The sequence below is a fragment of the Lysinibacillus sp. F12 genome (assembly GCF_057773605.1).
This window is the reverse complement of record NZ_JBYMLP010000003.1, coordinates 632,645-652,699: the sequence shown is the minus strand read 5'-3', so window position 1 is coordinate 652,699 and position 20,055 is coordinate 632,645. Positions and strand designations below refer to the sequence as shown.

At 34.5% G+C, this 20,055-nt stretch carries 20 protein-coding genes and 1 pseudogene; 20 read left to right on the top strand and 1 reads right to left on the bottom strand.

What is annotated here, in order from left to right; all coding sequences use genetic code 11:
• Positions 1-168: 168 nt before the first annotated feature.
• The 13 genes and pseudogenes from AC3CH7_RS17165 to AC3CH7_RS17105 all read left to right on the top strand — a co-directional run bounded on the left by AC3CH7_RS17165 (position 169) and on the right by AC3CH7_RS17105 (position 12,029).
• On the top strand, positions 169-921 hold the full coding sequence (locus tag AC3CH7_RS17165; RefSeq protein ID WP_207889104.1) for an SDR family NAD(P)-dependent oxidoreductase: 753 nt from the start codon (positions 169-171) through the stop codon (positions 919-921).
• Between the two features lie 584 nt (positions 922-1,505).
• Complete coding sequence (locus tag AC3CH7_RS17160; protein ID WP_447402308.1) at positions 1,506-2,630, top strand: ABC transporter; 1,125 nt, start codon at positions 1,506-1,508, stop codon at positions 2,628-2,630.
• 17 nt (positions 2,631-2,647) lie between these two features.
• Positions 2,648-3,859 (top strand): ABC transporter permease, encoded by a 1,212-nt coding sequence (locus tag AC3CH7_RS17155; protein WP_012294557.1) that lies wholly within the window; start codon positions 2,648-2,650, stop codon positions 3,857-3,859.
• Between the two features lie 11 nt (positions 3,860-3,870).
• Complete coding sequence (locus tag AC3CH7_RS17150) at positions 3,871-4,791, top strand: ABC transporter ATP-binding protein (RefSeq protein ID WP_447402307.1); 921 nt, start codon at positions 3,871-3,873, stop codon at positions 4,789-4,791.
• Positions 4,792-4,838: 47 nt separating this feature from the next.
• Positions 4,839-5,468 (top strand): annotated as a pseudogene (locus AC3CH7_RS17145) (DUF3885 domain-containing protein).
• 229 nt (positions 5,469-5,697) lie between these two features.
• On the top strand, positions 5,698-6,123 hold the full coding sequence (locus tag AC3CH7_RS17140; protein ID WP_200991356.1) for a stage III sporulation protein AH: 426 nt from the start codon (positions 5,698-5,700) through the stop codon (positions 6,121-6,123).
• A 475-nt stretch (positions 6,124-6,598) separates the two neighbouring features.
• The gene (locus tag AC3CH7_RS17135) at positions 6,599-7,033 is read left to right on the top strand and encodes a hypothetical protein (RefSeq protein ID WP_031415973.1); all 435 of its coding nucleotides are present in this window, start codon (positions 6,599-6,601) and stop codon (positions 7,031-7,033) included.
• A 17-nt stretch (positions 7,034-7,050) separates the two neighbouring features.
• Complete coding sequence (locus tag AC3CH7_RS17130) at positions 7,051-7,932, top strand: tetratricopeptide repeat protein (protein WP_036216291.1); 882 nt, start codon at positions 7,051-7,053, stop codon at positions 7,930-7,932.
• 37 nt (positions 7,933-7,969) lie between these two features.
• Positions 7,970-8,419 (top strand): hypothetical protein, encoded by a 450-nt coding sequence (locus AC3CH7_RS17125; RefSeq protein WP_481276432.1) that lies wholly within the window; start codon positions 7,970-7,972, stop codon positions 8,417-8,419.
• Positions 8,420-8,438: 19 nt separating this feature from the next.
• Positions 8,439-9,350, top strand: a complete 912-nt coding sequence (locus AC3CH7_RS17120; RefSeq protein WP_488381669.1) for a tetratricopeptide repeat protein — start codon at positions 8,439-8,441, stop codon at positions 9,348-9,350.
• Positions 9,343-10,629 carry an ATP-binding protein gene (locus AC3CH7_RS17115; RefSeq protein WP_488381668.1) on the top strand — a complete coding sequence of 429 codons (1,287 nt, stop codon included), beginning with the start codon at positions 9,343-9,345 and terminating at the stop codon, positions 10,627-10,629. The genes AC3CH7_RS17120 and AC3CH7_RS17115 overlap by 8 nt, the downstream gene beginning before the upstream one ends.
• Positions 10,630-10,880: 251 nt before the next feature.
• Positions 10,881-11,294 carry a DUF4279 domain-containing protein gene (locus tag AC3CH7_RS17110; RefSeq protein ID WP_012294548.1) on the top strand — a complete coding sequence of 138 codons (414 nt, stop codon included), beginning with the start codon at positions 10,881-10,883 and terminating at the stop codon, positions 11,292-11,294.
• Positions 11,295-11,372: 78 nt separating this feature from the next.
• Positions 11,373-12,029, top strand: coding sequence for a Type 1 glutamine amidotransferase-like domain-containing protein (locus AC3CH7_RS17105; protein WP_488381667.1), 657 nt, complete (start codon positions 11,373-11,375; stop codon positions 12,027-12,029).
• Positions 12,030-12,393: 364 nt separating this feature from the next.
• Here the strand turns inward: AC3CH7_RS17105 and AC3CH7_RS17100 are convergent, their stop codons facing one another.
• Positions 12,394-13,305 carry a DNA glycosylase gene (locus tag AC3CH7_RS17100; protein ID WP_036161718.1) on the bottom strand — a complete coding sequence of 304 codons (912 nt, stop codon included), beginning with the start codon at positions 13,303-13,305 and terminating at the stop codon, positions 12,394-12,396.
• 163 nt (positions 13,306-13,468) lie between these two features.
• Here AC3CH7_RS17100 and AC3CH7_RS17095 point away from each other — a divergent pair, with 163 nt between their 5' ends.
• From AC3CH7_RS17095 to AC3CH7_RS17065, 7 genes are all read left to right on the top strand, one after another.
• Complete coding sequence (locus tag AC3CH7_RS17095) at positions 13,469-14,182, top strand: 2OG-Fe(II) oxygenase (protein WP_099805855.1); 714 nt, start codon at positions 13,469-13,471, stop codon at positions 14,180-14,182.
• 85 nt (positions 14,183-14,267) lie between these two features.
• Complete coding sequence (locus tag AC3CH7_RS17090; protein ID WP_099805854.1) at positions 14,268-14,906, top strand: bifunctional transcriptional activator/DNA repair enzyme AdaA; 639 nt, start codon at positions 14,268-14,270, stop codon at positions 14,904-14,906.
• Positions 14,890-15,423: a methylated-DNA--[protein]-cysteine S-methyltransferase gene (adaB, locus tag AC3CH7_RS17085; protein ID WP_488381666.1), complete on the top strand. Its 534-nt coding sequence runs from the start codon at positions 14,890-14,892 to the stop codon at positions 15,421-15,423. The genes AC3CH7_RS17090 and adaB overlap by 17 nt, the downstream gene beginning before the upstream one ends.
• 36 nt (positions 15,424-15,459) lie before the next feature.
• Positions 15,460-16,278, top strand: coding sequence for an SPL family radical SAM protein (locus tag AC3CH7_RS17080; protein WP_197223929.1), 819 nt, complete (start codon positions 15,460-15,462; stop codon positions 16,276-16,278).
• Positions 16,279-16,460: 182 nt separating this feature from the next.
• Complete coding sequence (locus tag AC3CH7_RS17075; protein WP_012294541.1) at positions 16,461-17,147, top strand: response regulator transcription factor; 687 nt, start codon at positions 16,461-16,463, stop codon at positions 17,145-17,147.
• Positions 17,144-18,220, top strand: coding sequence for a sensor histidine kinase (locus AC3CH7_RS17070; protein ID WP_488381665.1), 1,077 nt, complete (start codon positions 17,144-17,146; stop codon positions 18,218-18,220). The genes AC3CH7_RS17075 and AC3CH7_RS17070 overlap by 4 nt, the downstream gene beginning before the upstream one ends.
• Positions 18,221-18,349: 129 nt before the next feature.
• Positions 18,350-18,907, top strand: a complete 558-nt coding sequence (locus AC3CH7_RS17065) for a class I SAM-dependent methyltransferase (protein ID WP_012294539.1) — start codon at positions 18,350-18,352, stop codon at positions 18,905-18,907.
• Positions 18,908-20,055 lie beyond the last annotated feature (1,148 nt).

The window sequence follows — 20,055 nt, the reverse complement described above, 5'->3', positions numbered from 1 at the left end:
TTCAATTAAAATCTTTTTCACAAGACATGGACTAAATAAGCAAGGATTTAATCCCCGCAACAATCCAACATAATAGCGATAGTTAAACATGTATATCGAAGCTTCTTTAAAAGGGTTTACCATAGAAAAGGAGAATAACTATTGTAAACATTTGTTAGGAGAGAAGCTATGCAGAACTTATTAGGACAGGTTGTTCTCATCACAGGCGCAAGCTCCGGTATTGGGCTTGCTACCGCAGAGCTGATGGCATCTAAAGGCGCTAAAGTAATTATTCATTATCATACAAATGTGAATGGGGCCATGGAAACTGTCCAACGTATTCAAGAAAAGGATGGAGAGGCTATGGCCATTCAAGCTGATGTTACGAATAAAGAAGAAGTGAATGCAATGGTTGACCAAGCTATTTCCTCCTTTGGTGCGATTGATGTTTTAGTTAATAACGCTGGAGGAGGTATCCAACAAAGTACATTTATGGATATAAGTGAAAGACTATTGGAAGAAACGTTCAACTTAAATGTTACTAGTGTTCTCTTATGTTCCCAAGCTGTATTAAAGTATATGATTCCTAAAAAATCCGGAAAAATTATCAATATCTCTTCGGCGGCTGCACGAATTGGAGGAGCGGGAGAAAGTATTCATTATGCATCTGCTAAAGGAGCGATAAATACAATGACGATTGGTATGTCACGAGAGCTAATTGACTATGGGATTATTGTAAATGGGGTAGCGCCAGGAATGGTAGAAACACCTTTTCACAATAAATTTGCTCCTGGCGATAATCGTCTCGAGCGTATGACTTCAACTGTACCTATTAAACGGCCTGCAACCCCTGAGGAAATAGCAGAAGTAATTGCCTTCCTCACTTCTGATGCCTCCAATTATATTCTTGGTGAAATTATAAATGTTAGTGGTGGGAGATAAATAACATTGTAGAACGTGTATTTCAGGCTTTGTTGCTGCTAATAAACATGGCATAGATATCGAAATAATAGAGTTTCACCAAGAAAAACCTGCTCAAACTCGCATACCATGATGTTCAAGAATGTTTAAAGAAGAATTGGATGGCCTATTCGCATTGTAGGGCTATGAACAAGCCTGCTGTGGCTATTGTAGAAAAGATAGGGTTCCAGAAATATATGTGGTACTAGGCATTCAAGCCATTTTAATAGTAGATCATTTAAGGACTGTCAAAAGCAGTCCTTTTACTTTTGTCGTGATGAATGTACCTGTAACGAAAAAACTATTTTTAAAGCGGTGCATTGATAATGACTATACAAAATTGAAAGCTAATAATACGCAACATGAAAATTTGAATGGTTTAATAGTTTAGTTATTAAAAAGGAACTAAATTATATAGTATCTTATTATTATTTTGCTATTCCTCCAAAATCGTTAGTCTTTTTATTCGTAATATTCTAAACCTTTAATATACAAAAAATTGAAAAAATATCCACAAAGCATTATCATAGTAATCTAAAGACTTTCACATTGAAGAAGCTAGGAGGATGACCGTGTTAAAAGCATTAAAAGTAGGTCTAGTGATAGAGCGAGCGAATCGACGAAATTTAGTTGCACTAATAGCTGTTGTATTAATCGTTTTTGGCTTTATGTTTTATATAAAGGCGCAAGCCGTTGGTAATCAGCTTATTGAAAAAAAGGGTGATTATTATTCAACACAGGCCATACTATCAAAGTTTCAGGTGAAGGATGCCTCGGAAACAGGTGATGGCAGCGATATATTTAAAAATTTAACGAAGCAAAAAAGTAAGATTGCATTGCAAATAGCCACATTAACGATGGACAGACAATCCATGTATTATGAGGCGTCACTTCAGCTTGCTGAATTAAGACAAGAGGCATTCCAATTAGAAGGATACCATGATATCGCAGAATTATTACCCTCTAAATTACAAAATTCGATGGACTATCTTTATTTTAAATGGATGAATGATGCGGGAAGGGATAAAATAACTGACTTATTTCAATACATACCTTTCTTATTATTTTTCTTTAGTTACGTAGGTGCAGGCTGGTACATATTTATTAGCTTCCAAACAAGTTCTATTTTGCTAGATGATTTTGAGCATTCTAGTTTAATTCAAGGCTTTCCTGTTCGTTTTGATTCTTATATTTTATCCAAATGTATGATTTCTTTGTTCACCATCATCACAAGCTTTTTACTCATTTTTATTTGCGCCAGTCCATTGTGGGTATTAAATGGACTTGGTAACCCACAAGATCCAGTAGGCATATACGTAGGAGATGCTGTATTAATCTCTTCTATCCAATATATCGCGATGAGCCTTGGCTATATGTTCGTCATTTCCATTTTCGTCATGCTATTGTCGATTATATTAAATGTGTTACTGAAAAATATGTATTTAACATTATTTATACACTTTATTTTGTTCTTTTTACCGATGATTTTTCCATCACTAATTAGTGTATTTCCCTATAATCCTTTTAATTTCATGAACTTCAATGATATTTTAGGAGGCGTACCAGTTGATTTAGCACAGCCTGTTGAGATTACGATGAATCTTGGCTTACTTATTTTGTTTATCTGTATTATTTTAATGTTGTTCACTATTAAAACGTTTTTCTCAACAGGGAAAATCAAAAGGGCATAGGGGAGGTACTCATAAGCATGTGGAGTTATTTCAAATTTGAATTCAAACAATTTTTTACGAATAAGAAAAACTTAGCCATCTATTTTTTGCTTGCTTTTGCAACCTTTTTTTATGTATTTAAATTAGCACCCGCATACGATCCGATTGAGCAAGTCGAATATGAAGAAATTGAGGCTCGCTATTTAACACGGCAAGAGTTTTTAAATTCGATGGAAGGTCGCAACTTATATAGTCTACATCCTGCCATCATTTATGCTGTTGAGATATTTGGGCAAATTAATCCACTAGATAAAGCAAGATTAGAAGCATTAGAGGAGGGGGACCTAAAAAAATATGCCGAGGTAACTCGTGATTGGTACTACTTTACGAATGCGATTACATACAAAAGTGATTCATTCTCCTATAACTCAAAGTATTTTATAAAAAATAATGATTATGCAGAAGATGATGCCTTTTATGCTTATTTAGAGCAGGCAGCCCGTTATGATACGTACGCGGAAGCAAAGTATGAATTATCCATGGACATATTCGAACAGCGGACAGCCCTTCAAACGTTAGAGCGTTTATTAAAGGGATTACTACCTGTTATTTTAATTGTGTGTGTACTACTTTTAGCTATTGATATCGTGACAAAAGATCGCCGTCATCCATCTATTATCAAAGGATTTCCTATTAGCGATTGGAAAAAGCTATTGATGAAAATGATCGTTGCACTACTAGGTAGCTTCGTATTATTTGTACCACTTTTTGCTGGGTTCATTATTATAGGCTTACAATCCGGCTTTGGAAATTTCAATTTACCATCACCCATGTATGCTCCTCATCTCGATTGGCGTCAGGAGGGTAAATTTGAACCGATGACTTTAGGGATGTTTTTAGGACAAACCCTCATTCTGCTTTTAACTTGGTTTATGGTCATCATCAACGTTGTATTATTGTTCAGTATCCTATTCCGTAACGAGATGATGAATGTCGCCATCGGCTTACTCCTTATTTTTGGGGAGAAGTTTTATTTCAGCCGATATGTTGGCTACTTTTGGGATATTCAAATTTATCCAACCTCGTACATTCAAGTCGGACAAATTGTATCAAAACAACGAAATTTTTATTATATGAACGATTATTTAGATTTCAATTTAGGATTACAGTTGTTACTAGTCTTAGCTGTAGTCGTCATTTTATTCATGCTGCTTATTGTTATGAATAGACGGTATAAGCTAATAAAATAGGAGGGACACAGGTGATTGACATTCAAAATATTACTGTGCAATTTGCGGAAAATAAAGTGTTAAATGATATCTCAATGACATTTGAGCAAGGTGAAATGATTGGACTTGTTGCACCAAATGGAACAGGAAAATCCACATTTATGAATGTGTTGATGAATTATGTAAAGCCTATGAAAGGGAAAGTAGTATTTAAAGATGGTCTATGCTACTCGAATAAATCAAATGAAGTAAAAATTCATAGTTTTGTGTCGATGATGCCAGACCAAAGTGACTTGTATAATCACTTAAGCGGGCGCGAACATTTAAAAATGTTTGCAACCATGTGGCAATCCGATTTAAAACTTATAGATGAAACCATTGAAATGTTAAATATGGGGCATTATGTGAATAAAAAAACAGGCACGTATTCTCTGGGTATGCGCCAGCGCCTTTGCTTTGCTATGCAAATAGTGACGGATACGGACATTATGATGATGGACGAGGTGATGAACGGACTTGATCCAAATAATGTAGAAATTATTTCGAAGATATTAGTAGAGAAAAAGGCGGAGGGAAAGGTTATTATTATTGCCTCACATTTACTCGATAATTTAGAGAAATATGCAGATCGAATTTTCTTGTTTAACGAAGGAAAACTAGTGGATACCAATGAAATAATAGAAGGTTTCAGTCAAGCACATATTAAAACAATTCGCGTAAAAAATATGGAGCATCCTACTGAAAAACAGTTGTATGAGCTGTTTCCAAACATCAAACTTCAAACTCTTACAAATGGAATCACATTAATTCATTTACCAAGCTCTGAAGCCGCTTTATTAAGTTCGCTTACATCTTTTTTAGTGGAGAGAAATGTAGTGGATTTTGCATTTGGAAAAGTGACATTAAATGATTTGTATTCTATGTATTATCATGAGTATAAAAATGTGACCTAGTTTTTTTCAATTTTATGCTAGATTATATTAAAGGAAGATTTGAGTGAATGACGATAGATGTAGAACAATATTTAAATAAGACTTTTCCTGGACTCACGTTAACACCTAGCCTTTTTCAGCAATGGGATATTGGTATTCACGTTGAATTTGGGACTGGATTTTATCAATGGAAAAATAATGTTCGTCTAAATCTAGCCATGTTTAATGATGTATACCATCAAGCTTTGACCATTTTTAACGAAATTTTTTCGTATTCGGATGAAATTTTACTTGTGACAAATGTTTATCAGTATAAGCTTGCTGAAGGTAAGAAAAAGCGCATAAAGGTATATGATCGTTATATAAAAAATAAAGAGTTAAAATACCATTTAAATCAACAAACCTAGCCGTATGTATTGGATGATGAGGATGTTTATATTTCACGATTTTCCTTAAAGTGCCGCAAACAAGATATTCACTATGTATTACTTATCAAAGCAGCCTGTAATGAAGATTTCCACTTAAAGCCTAAATTTGGTACAGGCTATAGCTATCCAGATGTATTTTTTATTAATTTGACCAAAAATGTTATCTTGTTTATTTATGATGATAGAGGTTGTGAGGTCATCGCGACGAATAAAGAAACGATAAAACCTGTAGGTCTAAAATTTAGGAACTGGATAGATAATTGCAAATGAGATGACAGCGTTACACATTCTCAATGGAATAAATGGATGCAGGGATTAATCAACATAAGCTTTTATGCTTTTGCATCCATTTCGTTATGACAAGCAAAGGGTAGGAAAAATATTTCATTCAAAATCATGGAGTTGCACCAGCAGCTCTTTTTTTATAGGGCTTACAAGGCCGTTTAATGGAAATTATGCGCTATCTCTTGAGTATGGACGAGGAGGAAACAGAAAATTGATGATGATTACTGAAAATATAAGGGGGCAACGCTATTATCAGCTTATTGATATACTAGCGAAACGATGTAGCCGCTTTGCCTTTGTTGAGAACAGACAATTGATGGAAAATGAAGAATTACGCTTAGCCGCTGTCGATGAGCTAATAGCACCTATTGAAAACCTGCTTATCGAAAGAAAGGTTCAAAATGAATGGGAGACAACAACGCTTGGCGAGCATACAGCCTTTGTTTTTTACTTTCTATTAAATGATACGACTGCTCAATTCTTGAAGGAGCATAGCGATTCACTTTTTGGTTGGATTACGCCAGAATTACCAGAGGATTTAATGTTTTATGAAGATGAACAATGTGTATTAGCAGCTTGTTCGCACGAAGGTTTTTTCTGGGTGGATGAAAAGGTATGGGACCGTTTGTTATTAAGCTAAAGATGTCGCTTATTTGATTATTTTGTGAGGCAATTCTTAATGAAAAAGGGGGTTTACGTTATGTTATTTATACGTTGTTTGTCATACCAGTATTAGGAGTTTTATGTTTTTTAAATTTCACTACTTTTTTAAAGGAACTAGATGGGGAAAATACGTATAACCAAAAAGGTTTAAAGCAAAAAAAGTATAAAAACGAACCATTAATCAAATACATATTTAAAATATTCGTATTTTAAACTATGAAATGCGCTTTCTCCATCGACTGGAGACCGTCCATTTTGGATTAAACACGAATATTTAATGATTATGAAGATGTTTCTAACATTCAACGATGAAAACAGTAATTTTAACAGAAAGCATTTCAATAAATGATCTGCTTATACATTTAAAGAAATAGTTTCCATTATTGATAAATAAATGTATAATACGAAATGTCAATGGGATAGGTACTAAATAGAAGGAGGCTTATGGTTAGTTGCATTCACTTTATACTCCAAGCTTAACTGGTAAGAAAGTAAGAAGGACAAAAAGCTTTAGCATACATAATTTAGTCATCGTTGCCTTTATTGGAGGTCTACTTGCCATTACGATCGTTGGGTTTATAAATGCCAACGCCCTCAAACTAGAGAAGCATTACATCAGACTACTAATAGTAAGCAGTGTATTTCTCCATACGGCTACTATAATCTTTTATGTTTTCCTTCCTTTTTCCGCTGAAATGGATTTGCTAATCAATCGGTTACTGGCTGGAGTAAGTTATTTTATCTTTTTGGTGATTTTGAAAAGACCTTATAAAGAACATTTAGTATTTGTGGGGGAAACAAAATCCCTGTACTGGATAGGGATTATCTATTGTTTAATTTCCATCTTTATAGATGGTTTTCTTAGAAATAGTGTCCTAGCTAATTAGGGAAGGAATTTATGTGCATGAACAGTGAAAAAGAAAATACACCTATGGCTCTTATTGAACACTATTTTGCGATTGGAAGATACACAAATGTTATTTCCTTAGTGAAGCAACGGATGGCTGAAGATATGGAAAATAAGGAATTATGGTATATGCTAGCTGTCAGTCATTATTCCATAGGTCAATATGAAGAAGCATTTGAGCCATTTCTTAAAGCATTTCAGCTAGGATATGATAAAGGCGTCATTTACTATTTTTTAGGCGGCATCTATATGGCAACGGAACAGTGGCAAAAAGCAGAAGAATCTTTTTTGGAAGCATTACATAATAATCCAAATGATGCATATGTTTATTCAGCGTATGCAATTTTGATGAAAATGACAGGTCATAGAAAAAAAGGCAGTTTATTAGTAGAAAAAGCTCTAGCATTAGATCCTAACAGCACAGCCGTTTTATACCACTATACCCTTACTGAAATGGCTGCAAAAAAGGAAAAGCACAATACTGCACTAGCTCTTTATATGAATTCAGCGGATAGTGAGTTTGCAAAGTTAATTCATCTGGGCTGGAGTGCTGCCTTTAATAATCGATTTAAGGAAGCTAAAGAATATTATCGACAAGCTTTTCTTATAAAACCTGAGGATAAAAGAATTTTATCGAACTTAGAGGAATTGGAAATTAAAACTCACCCGCTTTTGCTTCCTTACCGTATAGTAGAGCGAATAGGCGGCATTGGATTTGTATTCATGATGTGGCTTATACTTTGCCTGCTTCTTGACAAGCTTATTTCCAATGATAACTTTGTCAATCACCTTCTTCGCTTTTCTATTTTTTTCACACTTTATTATTTTATATCTATTCCCATTGTAAAAGGCTTAAGAAAATGGAAGAGCCCTAAATAAGGAAGGAAAAAATTGAAAAGGAGACAACTAAGGAATAATGGAACATATTTATCAACCTAGTATACTAAACGAAAATGAGGATCGAACACGAAGTTATGTTGTAAACAATTTATTTTTCGTCGCTTTTTTTGGTGGAATTTTTGCCATTGTAGTATTAGGTATGCAAAATGCTAAGTGGTTAAAGCTTGAAAAAAAATATATCCGAATACTAACGATTCTTAGTGGTTTACTAATTATAGGAAAACTAATCATGGTTTATGCCATTGGACAAGGAATCTTAGCGATTGATGAAGACTACATAAAGGTTTTTGGACGAATTATTGCAGTGGCGGGCTATTTTATTTTTTTCGCCTTTTTAAATAGGCCCTATAAAGAACATCTAGTTGTTGGTGGACAAATTGAGTCCTTATGGATGCCAGGCTTTCTAGCATGTATTGTTTCTGGATTTATCGAATTTATCGCTATAGCATTCCTATTAGCGCTTTAAAAAGGAGCTTTACTACAGAATGATTGAACGTGAAGATATTCAAATGAATGAAAACTATGAAGGGGCAACATTTGAAGTAATAGAACACTATTTTCAAATAGGGAAATATGCACAAACGATTGAACTTATTCATGAGGTGATAGCTGATCACCTTGAAAACAGTCGACTATGGTTTATTTTAGGCTACAGTTATTATCTTATGGGAGATTACAATAGAGCTGAATTGCAATTAAAGGAAGCCTTGCATTTGGGGTATAGTGAAGAAATAATTTTCTATTTTCTTGGATTTATTTATATGAAAAAGGAGCGTTGGAAGGAGGCTGAGGAAGCTTTTCTAGAAGCATTACGAGCCAATCCAGATGATGCTGAAAACCACGCTGCTTATGCAGTTCTAATGAAAAAAATGGGGCATCGAAAAAAAGCAAAGCAATTAATTACTAAAGCACGTGAGATGGCTCCTGAAAATAGTTTTGTATTACGTAACTATTTTATATTAGAGGAGATTAATAGCCCTAAAAAACAACGAGTCCTTGCATTAGAGCAATATATGAATTCAAGTGATAGTGAATTATCTAAACTATTACACTTGGGAATCCATGCTGCCTTTCATAATAAAGAAAAAGAAGCACAAGAATATTTTAGACAGGCCTTTCTACTTAACCCTGAGGATAAAGAATTGTATGAATTATTAGAGGAGTTTGAACTGTCAGGACACCCGCTATTAATACCTAATCACCTCGTTGAAGTGGTAGGTGGTACTGCTGGCATTTGGCTGATAGGGGTGGTCATTTACTTTTCATTAATAGGTTTAGATTTTAATACGGCAGCGGTTCTATTTATAAAATGCTATATTGCATTAGCTCTATATACATGGATTTCACTTCCTCTTGTAAAGGGATTAAAAAAATTAAGGGGCTACAAGTATGGATAAAATAAAATGGTTACAACAAATGGTAGATCAAAATGCTAATGATCCACAAGGGTATTTGTGGCTTGGCAAAGAACTAGCTGATCAGCATCGTTGGCTTGAAGCGGTTCAAACTTATTCATTGGGTCTTTCTTTTTGCTCGGACGACGAGCTACGAAATGACATCATTCAGGAATTAACAAAGGCTAGTTTACAAATTCAACACTCTCCAAAGGTTGCTAGCGCCGTTGAAATTGACGATGAAGATAAGGCTGAATTAGCTATCGTAGATCGTTGTCTAGACACAGTAGCAGAGGTGGAACTGGATAATCAAGATAACATTCCTGACATACAGTTAGACGATAGAAAAGTAAAAAACCTTGAACCGAAGTTTAGGGTGATTGATGGGGATGCACCTAAAAAGGCTATAAAAAAAATCGAGGAAATAGTAACTTTTGCGGATGTTGCTGGTCTTGAGGATTTAAAGAAAACGATCAACTTACGTATTATTAGTCCATTTTATAACAAGGGATTGTTTGCAAAGTTCCGTAAAAAAGTTGGGGGTGGCGTTCTTCTTTATGGACCTCCTGGCTGTGGGAAAACCTATATCGCTAAAGCGACAGCGGGAGAATGTAAGGCTAATTTTTATCCCGTTCATATTACAGATATCTTAGACCCTTATATAGGAGTAAGTGAACAGAATTTAAAAGCCATATTCGATAAGGCTCGCTTCCAAAAGCCTAGCATTATGTTTTTTGATGAAGTAGATACTATTGGCATGAGTCGTTCACAAACGTCCTCCCATGTTCGTGGCATAATCGATACGTTTCTAACCGAGATGGAAGGTGTGGATACAAACAATGATGAGGTTCTGGTAATGGCTGCTACCAATACACCATGGGATGTTGATAGCGCTCTAAAAAGACCTGGTAGATTTGACCGGCTCATCTTTGTAGCGCCACCAGATGAAAAAGCAAGAGAGCAAATTTTTAATTTGAAATTAAAGGGAAGATTTGTTGAAAATGTTGATACAGCCGTATTAGCAGCCAAAACGCCATTTTTCTCAGGTGCTGATATAGCTAATGTAGTGGAATTAGCTACTGAGTATGTGCTAGAAGAAATATTACTTTCAGGTAATGAAAGACCCATTACTACCGATGACTTAGTAAGGGCACTACATGAACTTCAGCCTTCTACATTAGATTGGCTTCGTACAGCAAAAAATTATGTTAAATACGCAAATCAATCAGGGTTGTATAATGACGTAGAAAAATATCTTCGAGCACATGCACGGTATATATAAAATGGCTATCTCCAAATATTGATAGCAAAACATGAAAAAAACCTTTTAAACATTCAAAGTTTAGAAGGTTTACTTTTTATATAAATAGTCGTTACTTTAATCGCGTGTCTTTGCAAATTACAAGTGGCTCAGGTTTGAGCATGAGCATTGCTAAATAACAAACAGTAGCCCATGGTTGAGAGAGTACTGTAATTGTATTTTAAATTTTATTCATGATGGCGTTTAATTAATTCCTCAAGAAGGGAGAAAGAATGGAAAAGCCAACAACTAATATAAGGTCTTATTTTTGTGTATTTGGAGATAATTTTCCACTAGATGAATTCACACAAAAAATAGCAATAACACCAACAGAAACACGTACAAAAGGTGCACTCTATACAATCGGAAAAACACAACACGAAAGTTATACTTCATCGTGGACTTACGAAATAGATGATCAACGAACAAGTGATCCTACTTTACAAATAAATGAACTAATAGATATTTTCACGAATAAGGTAAACATTATCAATCACTTTAAAAAGAAATATAAGTTACAATGTAAAATAGCAGTGATCCTTGTTTTTCCTGAAACTTCCGGTCTTTTTATAAATCAAAAACTTATTAAATTTGCTTATGACACCGACTCAGAATACGATATTGATATTTATCGCGATGAAATATAAATTGCAAAAAGTAAAAAGCCTTTTATTTCGTACTACAAACAGAACTTATAAAAGCAGGTAATAATGACGGAGGTACACATGAAAACACACTATTATTTAGGGTGGTTTAATGATTTTTTTCCAGAGAATCTAGGCAGGGTGTTACAGGAGGATATAACTGATAGAAAATCGCTTGCTATGATTAGCTCGAATCCACTTTTGTATGAAGATGGGGGTGCTACTGAACGCTCATGGCTTGACCAAGCAGGTATCCTATTCGATGACTATCATTTAATTAATTATCACGTAAAGAAGGAAGATGCCCAAACCTTTATTCGAAATGCGTCAGCCATTTTTTTGTTAGGTGGAGATACGCTGAAACAAAATGAGTTTTTACTAGACTATGAATTGTCGGATTTAATCAAAAAAAGCACAGCGGTTGTGATGGGAGCAAGCGCAGGAGCAATCAATATGTCCGCTAAATGGTTATGCTCAAAAAACTTTGGCTATCCAGTTGAAAAAAGCTCTTTATACGATGGAATCGGTCTTGACAATTTTTCCGTCCTCTCGCATTTTGATCTTGAAAATAACATAGAGTTGGTGCAAAACGAGTTGTCTCCCTTATCGGAAGAACTAAATATTTATGCGTCGAACAAAGATTGTGCAGTACGTGTAAAGGGAAACAGCATCGACATTTTAGGTAATGTATATTTAATTTCCCAGTCAAAAGTTAAGAAGTTGGATGAGACGCTCTAGATAGGGCGAATGGCAATAGCTTACCTGAATTATTGGAAATAAGAAGAGCGTATTTGGATTTATCTTTTTCCAAAACACGCTCTTTCTTTGTTCTCCTTTATACCAGATTAGGTGTTAATATTGTAGTGAGTTTAACAGTTAGTGCGTTTACAAGAAAATTTTTCATGAAGCATGATGGGGCTTCCAACGAGGAAATCGTGGAAAGTTTACCATAATAACATTATTGATGGATTGTAGGATAGATTTACATTTATAATAGAGCCTGTGATTAGATAGCTCGCAAAGAATAGTTGAAAAAGAGCATGTTTTTGATTCATTTGTTTCAAAGCATGCTCTTTATAATTGTTCTCATCTTAAAATTTTTTTAGTAAAGGACACGCCATAAATAAAAGGTAGCGTAGGATTCCCAGTTTTTCCATGGTATCGATAATTCCAAGATCTCATCTTTCGTCGGCTTTTGATTCATGTTCAGTAATATTTTGATTGAATTGATAAGACCCACATCATCAATTGGAAAGGCGGTTCGGAACCTGAGGCAGCGCATTAGCACATAATTGGCTGTCCAAGGACCGATTCCTCGTATTTTAATTAAGCTTTTTTCAGCATCTTTAAAGTTCATCTTCATTAATTTTTCCCTCGATAATTCTCCACTTGCCATTAATTTCGCAATGCCAATGATATATTCACTTTTTCTTACCGTCATTTTAATATCTGCAAGGTCAGAGGGTGTTAACTGTGCAATTCTTTCGTACGATGGGAACACCCAAAATTGCTTACCATTCCATTCGATGAAATCGCCAAATTTTTCAACAAATTGCCTCTTTAAGGTGTACGCGAAGGCTAAGTTAATTTGTTGGCCTAAAACTCCCCAGCATAAAGCTTCAAATAAATCAGGAATGCCAATAACTCGCAATCCGTAGAAGCTTTCAGCAGGTATTTTTAATAAAGGATCTGCCTTTGCCATTTCATAAAAGGGTGTTAAATCGTTATGAAGATCAAACCACTCATGAATATATTTTACAACCTGTTCTCGTTGCCAGCTTTCAATAGGTCTTGATTCATTTAAGAATTGAACAATCATTTGTTTATTCTTCATGACGTTTACCTGTACCAGAGACCGAATTTCTCCAATAGCAATCACTTTTGTAATACTATCGTTCTCTATTTCATACATGCATTCATTCTTTTCTCTTGTTAGATAGCCTAGATTGGCATTCATGTTGAAATGTTTAGGTAGGGTAATGACAATATTATTATTGACTTCATGCCATTTCATTTTTTCATTCTCCTTTACAAAATACACTGATGTCATTTTTACTTTATCACATCATCATCTTTACTAATTTTGTTATCTTGCTCTTACATTCTAAATACCTTATTTTTTTCGATTGATGAGGTTATAGTGTTAGTTATCAACATTGCTAAATAGGAGGGATAACATGGTGCAAGACATAAAGACACGTGTCGAAGGCTTAGATTGGGAGTGCATTCAAAATGAATTAGATGAGCAGGGTTTCGCAAAGCTTCCAACAATTTTAACAAAAGAGGAATGTGAATCTTTCATGGAAATGTATGGGGAGGAAGAGCTATACAGGACGACAATCAATATGACAAGATATCGTTTTGGGAATGGGGAGTACAAATATTTTTCTTATCCATTTCCTGATATCATCCAACATTTAAGAGAGTCCTTTTATTCGGAATTAGCGAAAACTGCTAATCGATGGCTGGGCTATTTGAAGAAAACAGAACGGTATCCACAACATCTTCAAGATTTTTTGAACACCTGTGAGGAGTTTAATCAAACGAGACCGACACCTTTACTATTAAAGTATGAAGCAGGCGGGTTTAATTGTCTGCATCAAGATTTATATGGCGATCTATTTTTTCCGTTTCAAGTAGTGTTTGTATTAAATCAGCGAGATCAAGACTATTGCGGTGGGGAATCTCTATTAGTAGAACAAATTCCACGTGCGCAAAGCAGGGGTCATGTCATTACGTTAGAACAAGGTAGTGCCCTTATTTTCCCCACTAACCACAGACCCGTTCTCGGTAAAAAAGGCTATTATAAAAATACAATTCGTCACGGTGTAAGCACCGTTACTTCTGGGGAACGATACGGACTTGGAATCATTTTTCATGATTCTCAATAATATTACGTTTCAATATTTTGCTATTCCATTCTTTGAGATATCCATTCGAATGGATAGGGAGTATATTATAAGGTGAGGTGAGAAAATGTCAGATAGAATGGATCACGGCTACAAAGAGAGCTATGCTCAAAGTCATTTGAATGATGGAGAAATGATAACTGATGAGAAGTGGCAAGCCATTATAAATAATGATATTGCATACAATAATCAATTTTTCTACGCTGTCAAGTCAACAGGGATATTTTGTAAGCCTTCTTGTAAATCACGCGTCCCCAAAAAAGAAAATGTATGTATTTTTCTAAATGCAGAACAAGCTCTCCGTGCTAATTTTCGCCCATGTAAACGATGTAAGCCGACAAATGAAAATCTACCTGATAGTGAGTGGGTCAATTTAATTACGGAATACATTGATAAAAATTTTACAGAAAAATTAACGCTAGAATCGTTAGCATATATTTGTCATGGAAGTCCGTATCATATGCAGCGGACATTTAAAAAAATTAAAGGCATTACGCCAGTAGAGTATATACAGCAAGTTAGAGTTCACGCAGCTAAAAGGTATTTGATTCAGACGAATAAATCAATTGGTGATATCGCCATATGTGTGGGTATGGCTAACACGCCTTATTTTATTACTTTATTTAAAAAGAAAACGGGCCAGACACCAGCGCAATTTCGTCAAATGAGGAAGATGGAGGAACAGTGCAATGGAAAAAATGAATAAACCAACCCTTTATTGGTCTTTACTAAAGTTTAAAGAGTGGAAATTCTATGTAGCTTCAACATCAAAGGGGCTTGTGTTTGTTGGGTCACAGAACAATCCATTCGAGGAATTATTAGAATGGGCTTCGAAACACTTTCCAGGAAGTCCGCTTGTGGAAGATGCTGAAAAGCTTGAGCCCTTTGTCGATGAAATCACTCAGTATCTAGAAGGAACGCGGAAAACCTTTACGATTCCATTTGAGTATGTAGGTACACCATTCCAGCTAGCAGTCTGGCAGGCACTTTGTGATATCCCTTATGGCGAGACGAAATCCTATTCTGATATTGCCAATGCTATCAATAATCCAGCAGCTGTGCGGGCAGTAGGCGCAGCGATCGGGGCTAATCCGGTATTGATTACTGTGCCATGCCATCGCGTAATAGGAAAGAACGGCTCATTAACTGGCTATCGAGGTGGATTAGAAATGAAGACATTGCTCCTTGATCTGGAAAAGCGAGCTTTATCAAGCAATATGTAATCTAGTTATTGCTGTACAACAAATGGAGGTACCGTCATGAGTAGTGAATTATTCTATAAAAATCCGAAAACCATTCTGAATAAAGGGACAGGCTTCCTCTCTGGCTATACGCATTCACTTAATCCCTATACAGGCTGTTCTTTTGGGTGTTCCTATTGTTATGTCCGTGAAATGCCTGTATCTCTGTTTCGGGAGGGTGAATGGGGAAATTGGGTGGATGTTAAAAATGGAGCTGCAAATTTATTAAAAAAAGAACTTTATCGAGCCAAAGCTAAAGGGAATGTAACTATTTTTATGTCATCAAGTACAGACCCATATCAACCTATAGAGCAAAAGGAAAAGGTCACGCGATCTTTACTAGAAGTAATGGTAGAAGATCCACCTGATTTTCTATTAGTACAGACTAGAAGTCCACTTGTAAGTCGAGATATCGATTTGCTGCAACAATTGAAGGACAAAGTTCGAGTAAGTATGACGATTGAGACCGATTCGGAAACGATACGAAAACACTTTACTCCGAAGGCCCCTCCCATTCAGGCACGCTTTAAAACATTGGAAAAATTAGCAGCCGCGGGCATACCCATCCAAGTGGCTATAGCTCCCATATTGCCAAGTGGGGATGATTTTCCGTTAAAGCTAAAGTCTTATGTCGATCGGATATGTATAGATGACTACTTCATGGGCGATGGTAGTGGTGGTAAACGCACACGAAAACTCGGTATTGACAGCAAATACGCCCAGCTTGGTTTAGAGGAATGGTACGGATCGGATGTTCTTAGAAAAGTATATAAAAGATTTATTGAAGTCTTTCCCGAAAAACAAGTTTATGTGAGCCAGGCTGGGTTTGTGCCCTAAAGATAGCATTTTTAATAATGAATAGAGGTAGTAAGCTACTTGATTCAGCTGTATTAAAAAATGATAGAATAATAATATAGCATATACATGAAATAGATAATAACTTTAGCTAGTTGGAATTAATAACGATTTAAAAAACATATTTAATGTTTTTTCGGGAAGATTACTAAAAAGGAGAAACCATGATACCCAAAATTCTTGTTATAGATGATGATAATGATATTAGAAATTTGATTTCTGTTTACTTAGAAAATGAAGGGATGGAGACCATTAAAGTAGCCGATGCGATAAAAGGGCTAGAATTTTTAAAATCAAATGATGTAGATTTAATAATCCTCGATATTATGATGCCAAAAATGGATGGTATTCAAGCCTGTTTAAAGATACGAGAAGAAAAAAGTATGCCTATAATTATGCTATCAGCAAAGTCAGAAGATATAGATAAGATTCAAGGACTGACTTCTGGAGCTGATGATTATTTATCGAAACCATTTAACCCATTAGAGTTAATTGCAAGGGTTAAATCGCAGCTAAGACGCTCCAGTAAATATAATGTAAACATGAAAAACAATAAGAAAATTATAGAAATAGGAAATTTAGTTATAAATACAGATACTCGACAGGTTATTGTACAAGAAAAAGAAATTAGATTAACACCTAAAGAATTTGATATTTTAGAACTTCTAGCATACAACAAAGGTATTGTACTCAGCATTCAAAAAATATATGAAGCTGTATGGAAAGAAGATTATTTTAAGTCAGACAACACGGTTATGGTTCATATCACTAATATAAGGGAAAAGATAGAACAAGATCCTAAACATCCAATATATATTAAAACCGTTTGGGGTGTGGGATATAAGATATGAAAAACATTAAGCTTAGGAACAAACTTACTGTCAGATTACTAAGTTCATTTGCAATCAGTTTATTCTTTTCATTGTTTATTTCTTTACTTACATCGCAATTATTTTTATACTATATAACTTATAAAAATATAGAAATGAACACTACTAATGCAAGTATTTTTATTACATTCCAATTTCTAGTTATAATTTTTTCGTTTATTGCTTGTTTTTTATTTTTGATAAGAAATAAACTAAAATATTTAAAGCATATTTCTGATAGTGTACAACAAATTGCTAATGGAAACCTAGGGTTTAACATTAATATAATGGGGAAAGATGAGTTAACCTTACTTGCACAAAATATTAATTTTATGTCAAATGAATTAGAAAACCAATTCCAGCATGAAAGAGAAATAGAAAAAGGAAAGAATGAACTCATAACAAATGTCTCTCATGATCTAAGAACACCCTTGACATCATTAATCGGGTATTTAGATTTATTGAAAAAAGGGAACTACAGTGATAGCGAAAAATATAAAGAGTATTTAGAGATAACCTATTTAAAGTCACAGAGACTCAAATTATTAATTGATGAATTGTTTGAATATACTCGTTTATCGAATCCAAATATAAATCTGAATTTATGTGAAGTAGACATGAGTGATTTGTTACAACAAATCGTAGGAGAGTATATCCCCATTTTTGAAAAAGAAAAATTAAATGTTATAAAGTCAATTGAAGTGAAAGCTCCTGTACTCATTGATATAGAACAGGTAGTGAGGGTTTATGAAAATCTTTTCACAAATGCAATAAAATTTAGTATGAAGCCCTCAGAATTACAAATATCTCTACAGGCAAAGGGAAATTACGTAATTTTTAAAATTATGAATCAGGTTGAAGAAAAGCCGAGTAAAGATTTAAATAGTTTATTCGAGCGGTTTTATACTGGAGATAAGGCTCGCGTAAGTAATCAAGGGGGAGGTTTAGGACTGGCCATTTCTAAAAGGATTGTGGAATTACACAATGGGAAAATTTATGCAGAATATGGTAATGGGTTTTTGAGTATTACTGTCGAATATCCTTTAAAAAAATAAAAGGGTCTTGGAATATATAAATTCCAAGACCCTTTTTCTTAAGAATTCTTAAGGAATTTCATGATAACTACTTAAGGTTTTAAGTTTAGATTTTAAGTAGAAATAACTTTAACGCAATGGAGTGTTATCATGAAAAACCTATCTTTTATTTTTCAATATATGTTTAACCCTAGATCAGTGGGAGCAATTCTTCCAAGTTCCAAGTATCTTAGTAAAAAAATGGTTAAAGAAATCGATTTTGAACAAGCAGAATATATAGTTGAGTTTGGCCCAGGTACCGGAGTATTCACAGAGAATATTCTAAAAAAGAGGAAACAAACAACTAAAGTTGTTTTAGTAGAAAATAATAAAGAATTTTACACATTATTAAAAGCAAGATATATAAAAGAAAAAAACTTTGTAATTATAGATAGTTCTGCTGAGTATATTGAAGATATTTTAATCGAAAACGATATACCTTACGCAGACTATATAATTTCAGGGTTACCATTTGCAAGTTTGCCTAAAAATGTATCAAGTAATATATTACGAAACTCTTTAAAAGTCCTTAAAGAAGATGGGCTCTTTATAACGTTTCAATACACCAAATTTAAATTAACATTTCTAGAAAGCTATTTTTCTAAAATTGATATTAATAGAGAAATTAGAAATTTCCCACCTGCTTATATAATGAGCTGCAAAAAGTGAGAGCGGTTAGTTGTAAAAAAACTCTCTAAATAGCTTTAGTTGAAAATAATACAAAGACAGGTAATTATTTTTAATCTTACAAAAGATACTTATATGGATTTTTTATATGAAAATTATTTTCAAACAAGCTAGGTTTTTAACCCTGCTTGTTTTTTAATACGGATAGTTTGTTCATATTTATTGTTTTTTTCACGATATATACACCTATACTAAAACTCTTGATTTAGTAAAGTGGCGACAATTATAAAAAAGTTACGATTAATAACCCTGGATATTGGCTCAGTGGGGCACGTCCGAACGAGCCAGATACGTGCTTTCCTTGTAAGTCGCCGTTTACAAATGGCCTTTATTAGCTTCAGGATGAGTTTGGAAGAGTATCTGCAACCTTATTCCGGAAAGTTTCTCATCTTGTTCAAGAGCTGTTACTAGAAGATGAATTGCTTTACAGTGAGAGAACGCTTGAAAAGCGCTTTGGTAGACCTCAAGTAAAAGTAAAACATGCCCAAACGACGAAAAGAATATGAAATTGAAGTAATTTTAGAAATTACATAAATTTTTATACAGTTTCTTCTTTACTTTTAAATAATTATTTTGTAAGATAAAGCCAATTCAAAAGTGGCCAGACCACTTTTGGATTCATTCAGTAAGAGACGCCACCATCTGGAGGTGGTGGATTTTGTTTCTTTATAGTAGGTATCCAAACACCTATTGAATGAAGATAAAGCCTTAGGATGTATTGTTTATCTGCGCGAAAGGAAAGCGACAGCGATAATTATTCCAAGGCGAATAGATTGACCCAGGAGTTAATCGTATGGATAAAAAAAACGAACAAAAGAAAGTGTTTTTAGATATCGTCCAACAATTACGACAACTTATTAAAATGAAAAAACACAGGCTGGTGAAAAGGAACCTTTCGAATGAGTCCTTTCAGAACGTCTGGGTGTCAGGCAATCCTCTGTGAGAGAGGCATTGCGAAGTTTAGAGTTGTTAGGTCTTATTGAAACGAAACATCTAGCTTTTATACAAAAGCATCCGCTCGTAGAAATAAGATAAAGCCTTAGGATGCATTGTTTACCTGCGCGAAAGGAAAGCGACAGCGATAATTATTCCAAGGCGAATAGATTGACCCAGGAGTTGATCGTATGGAT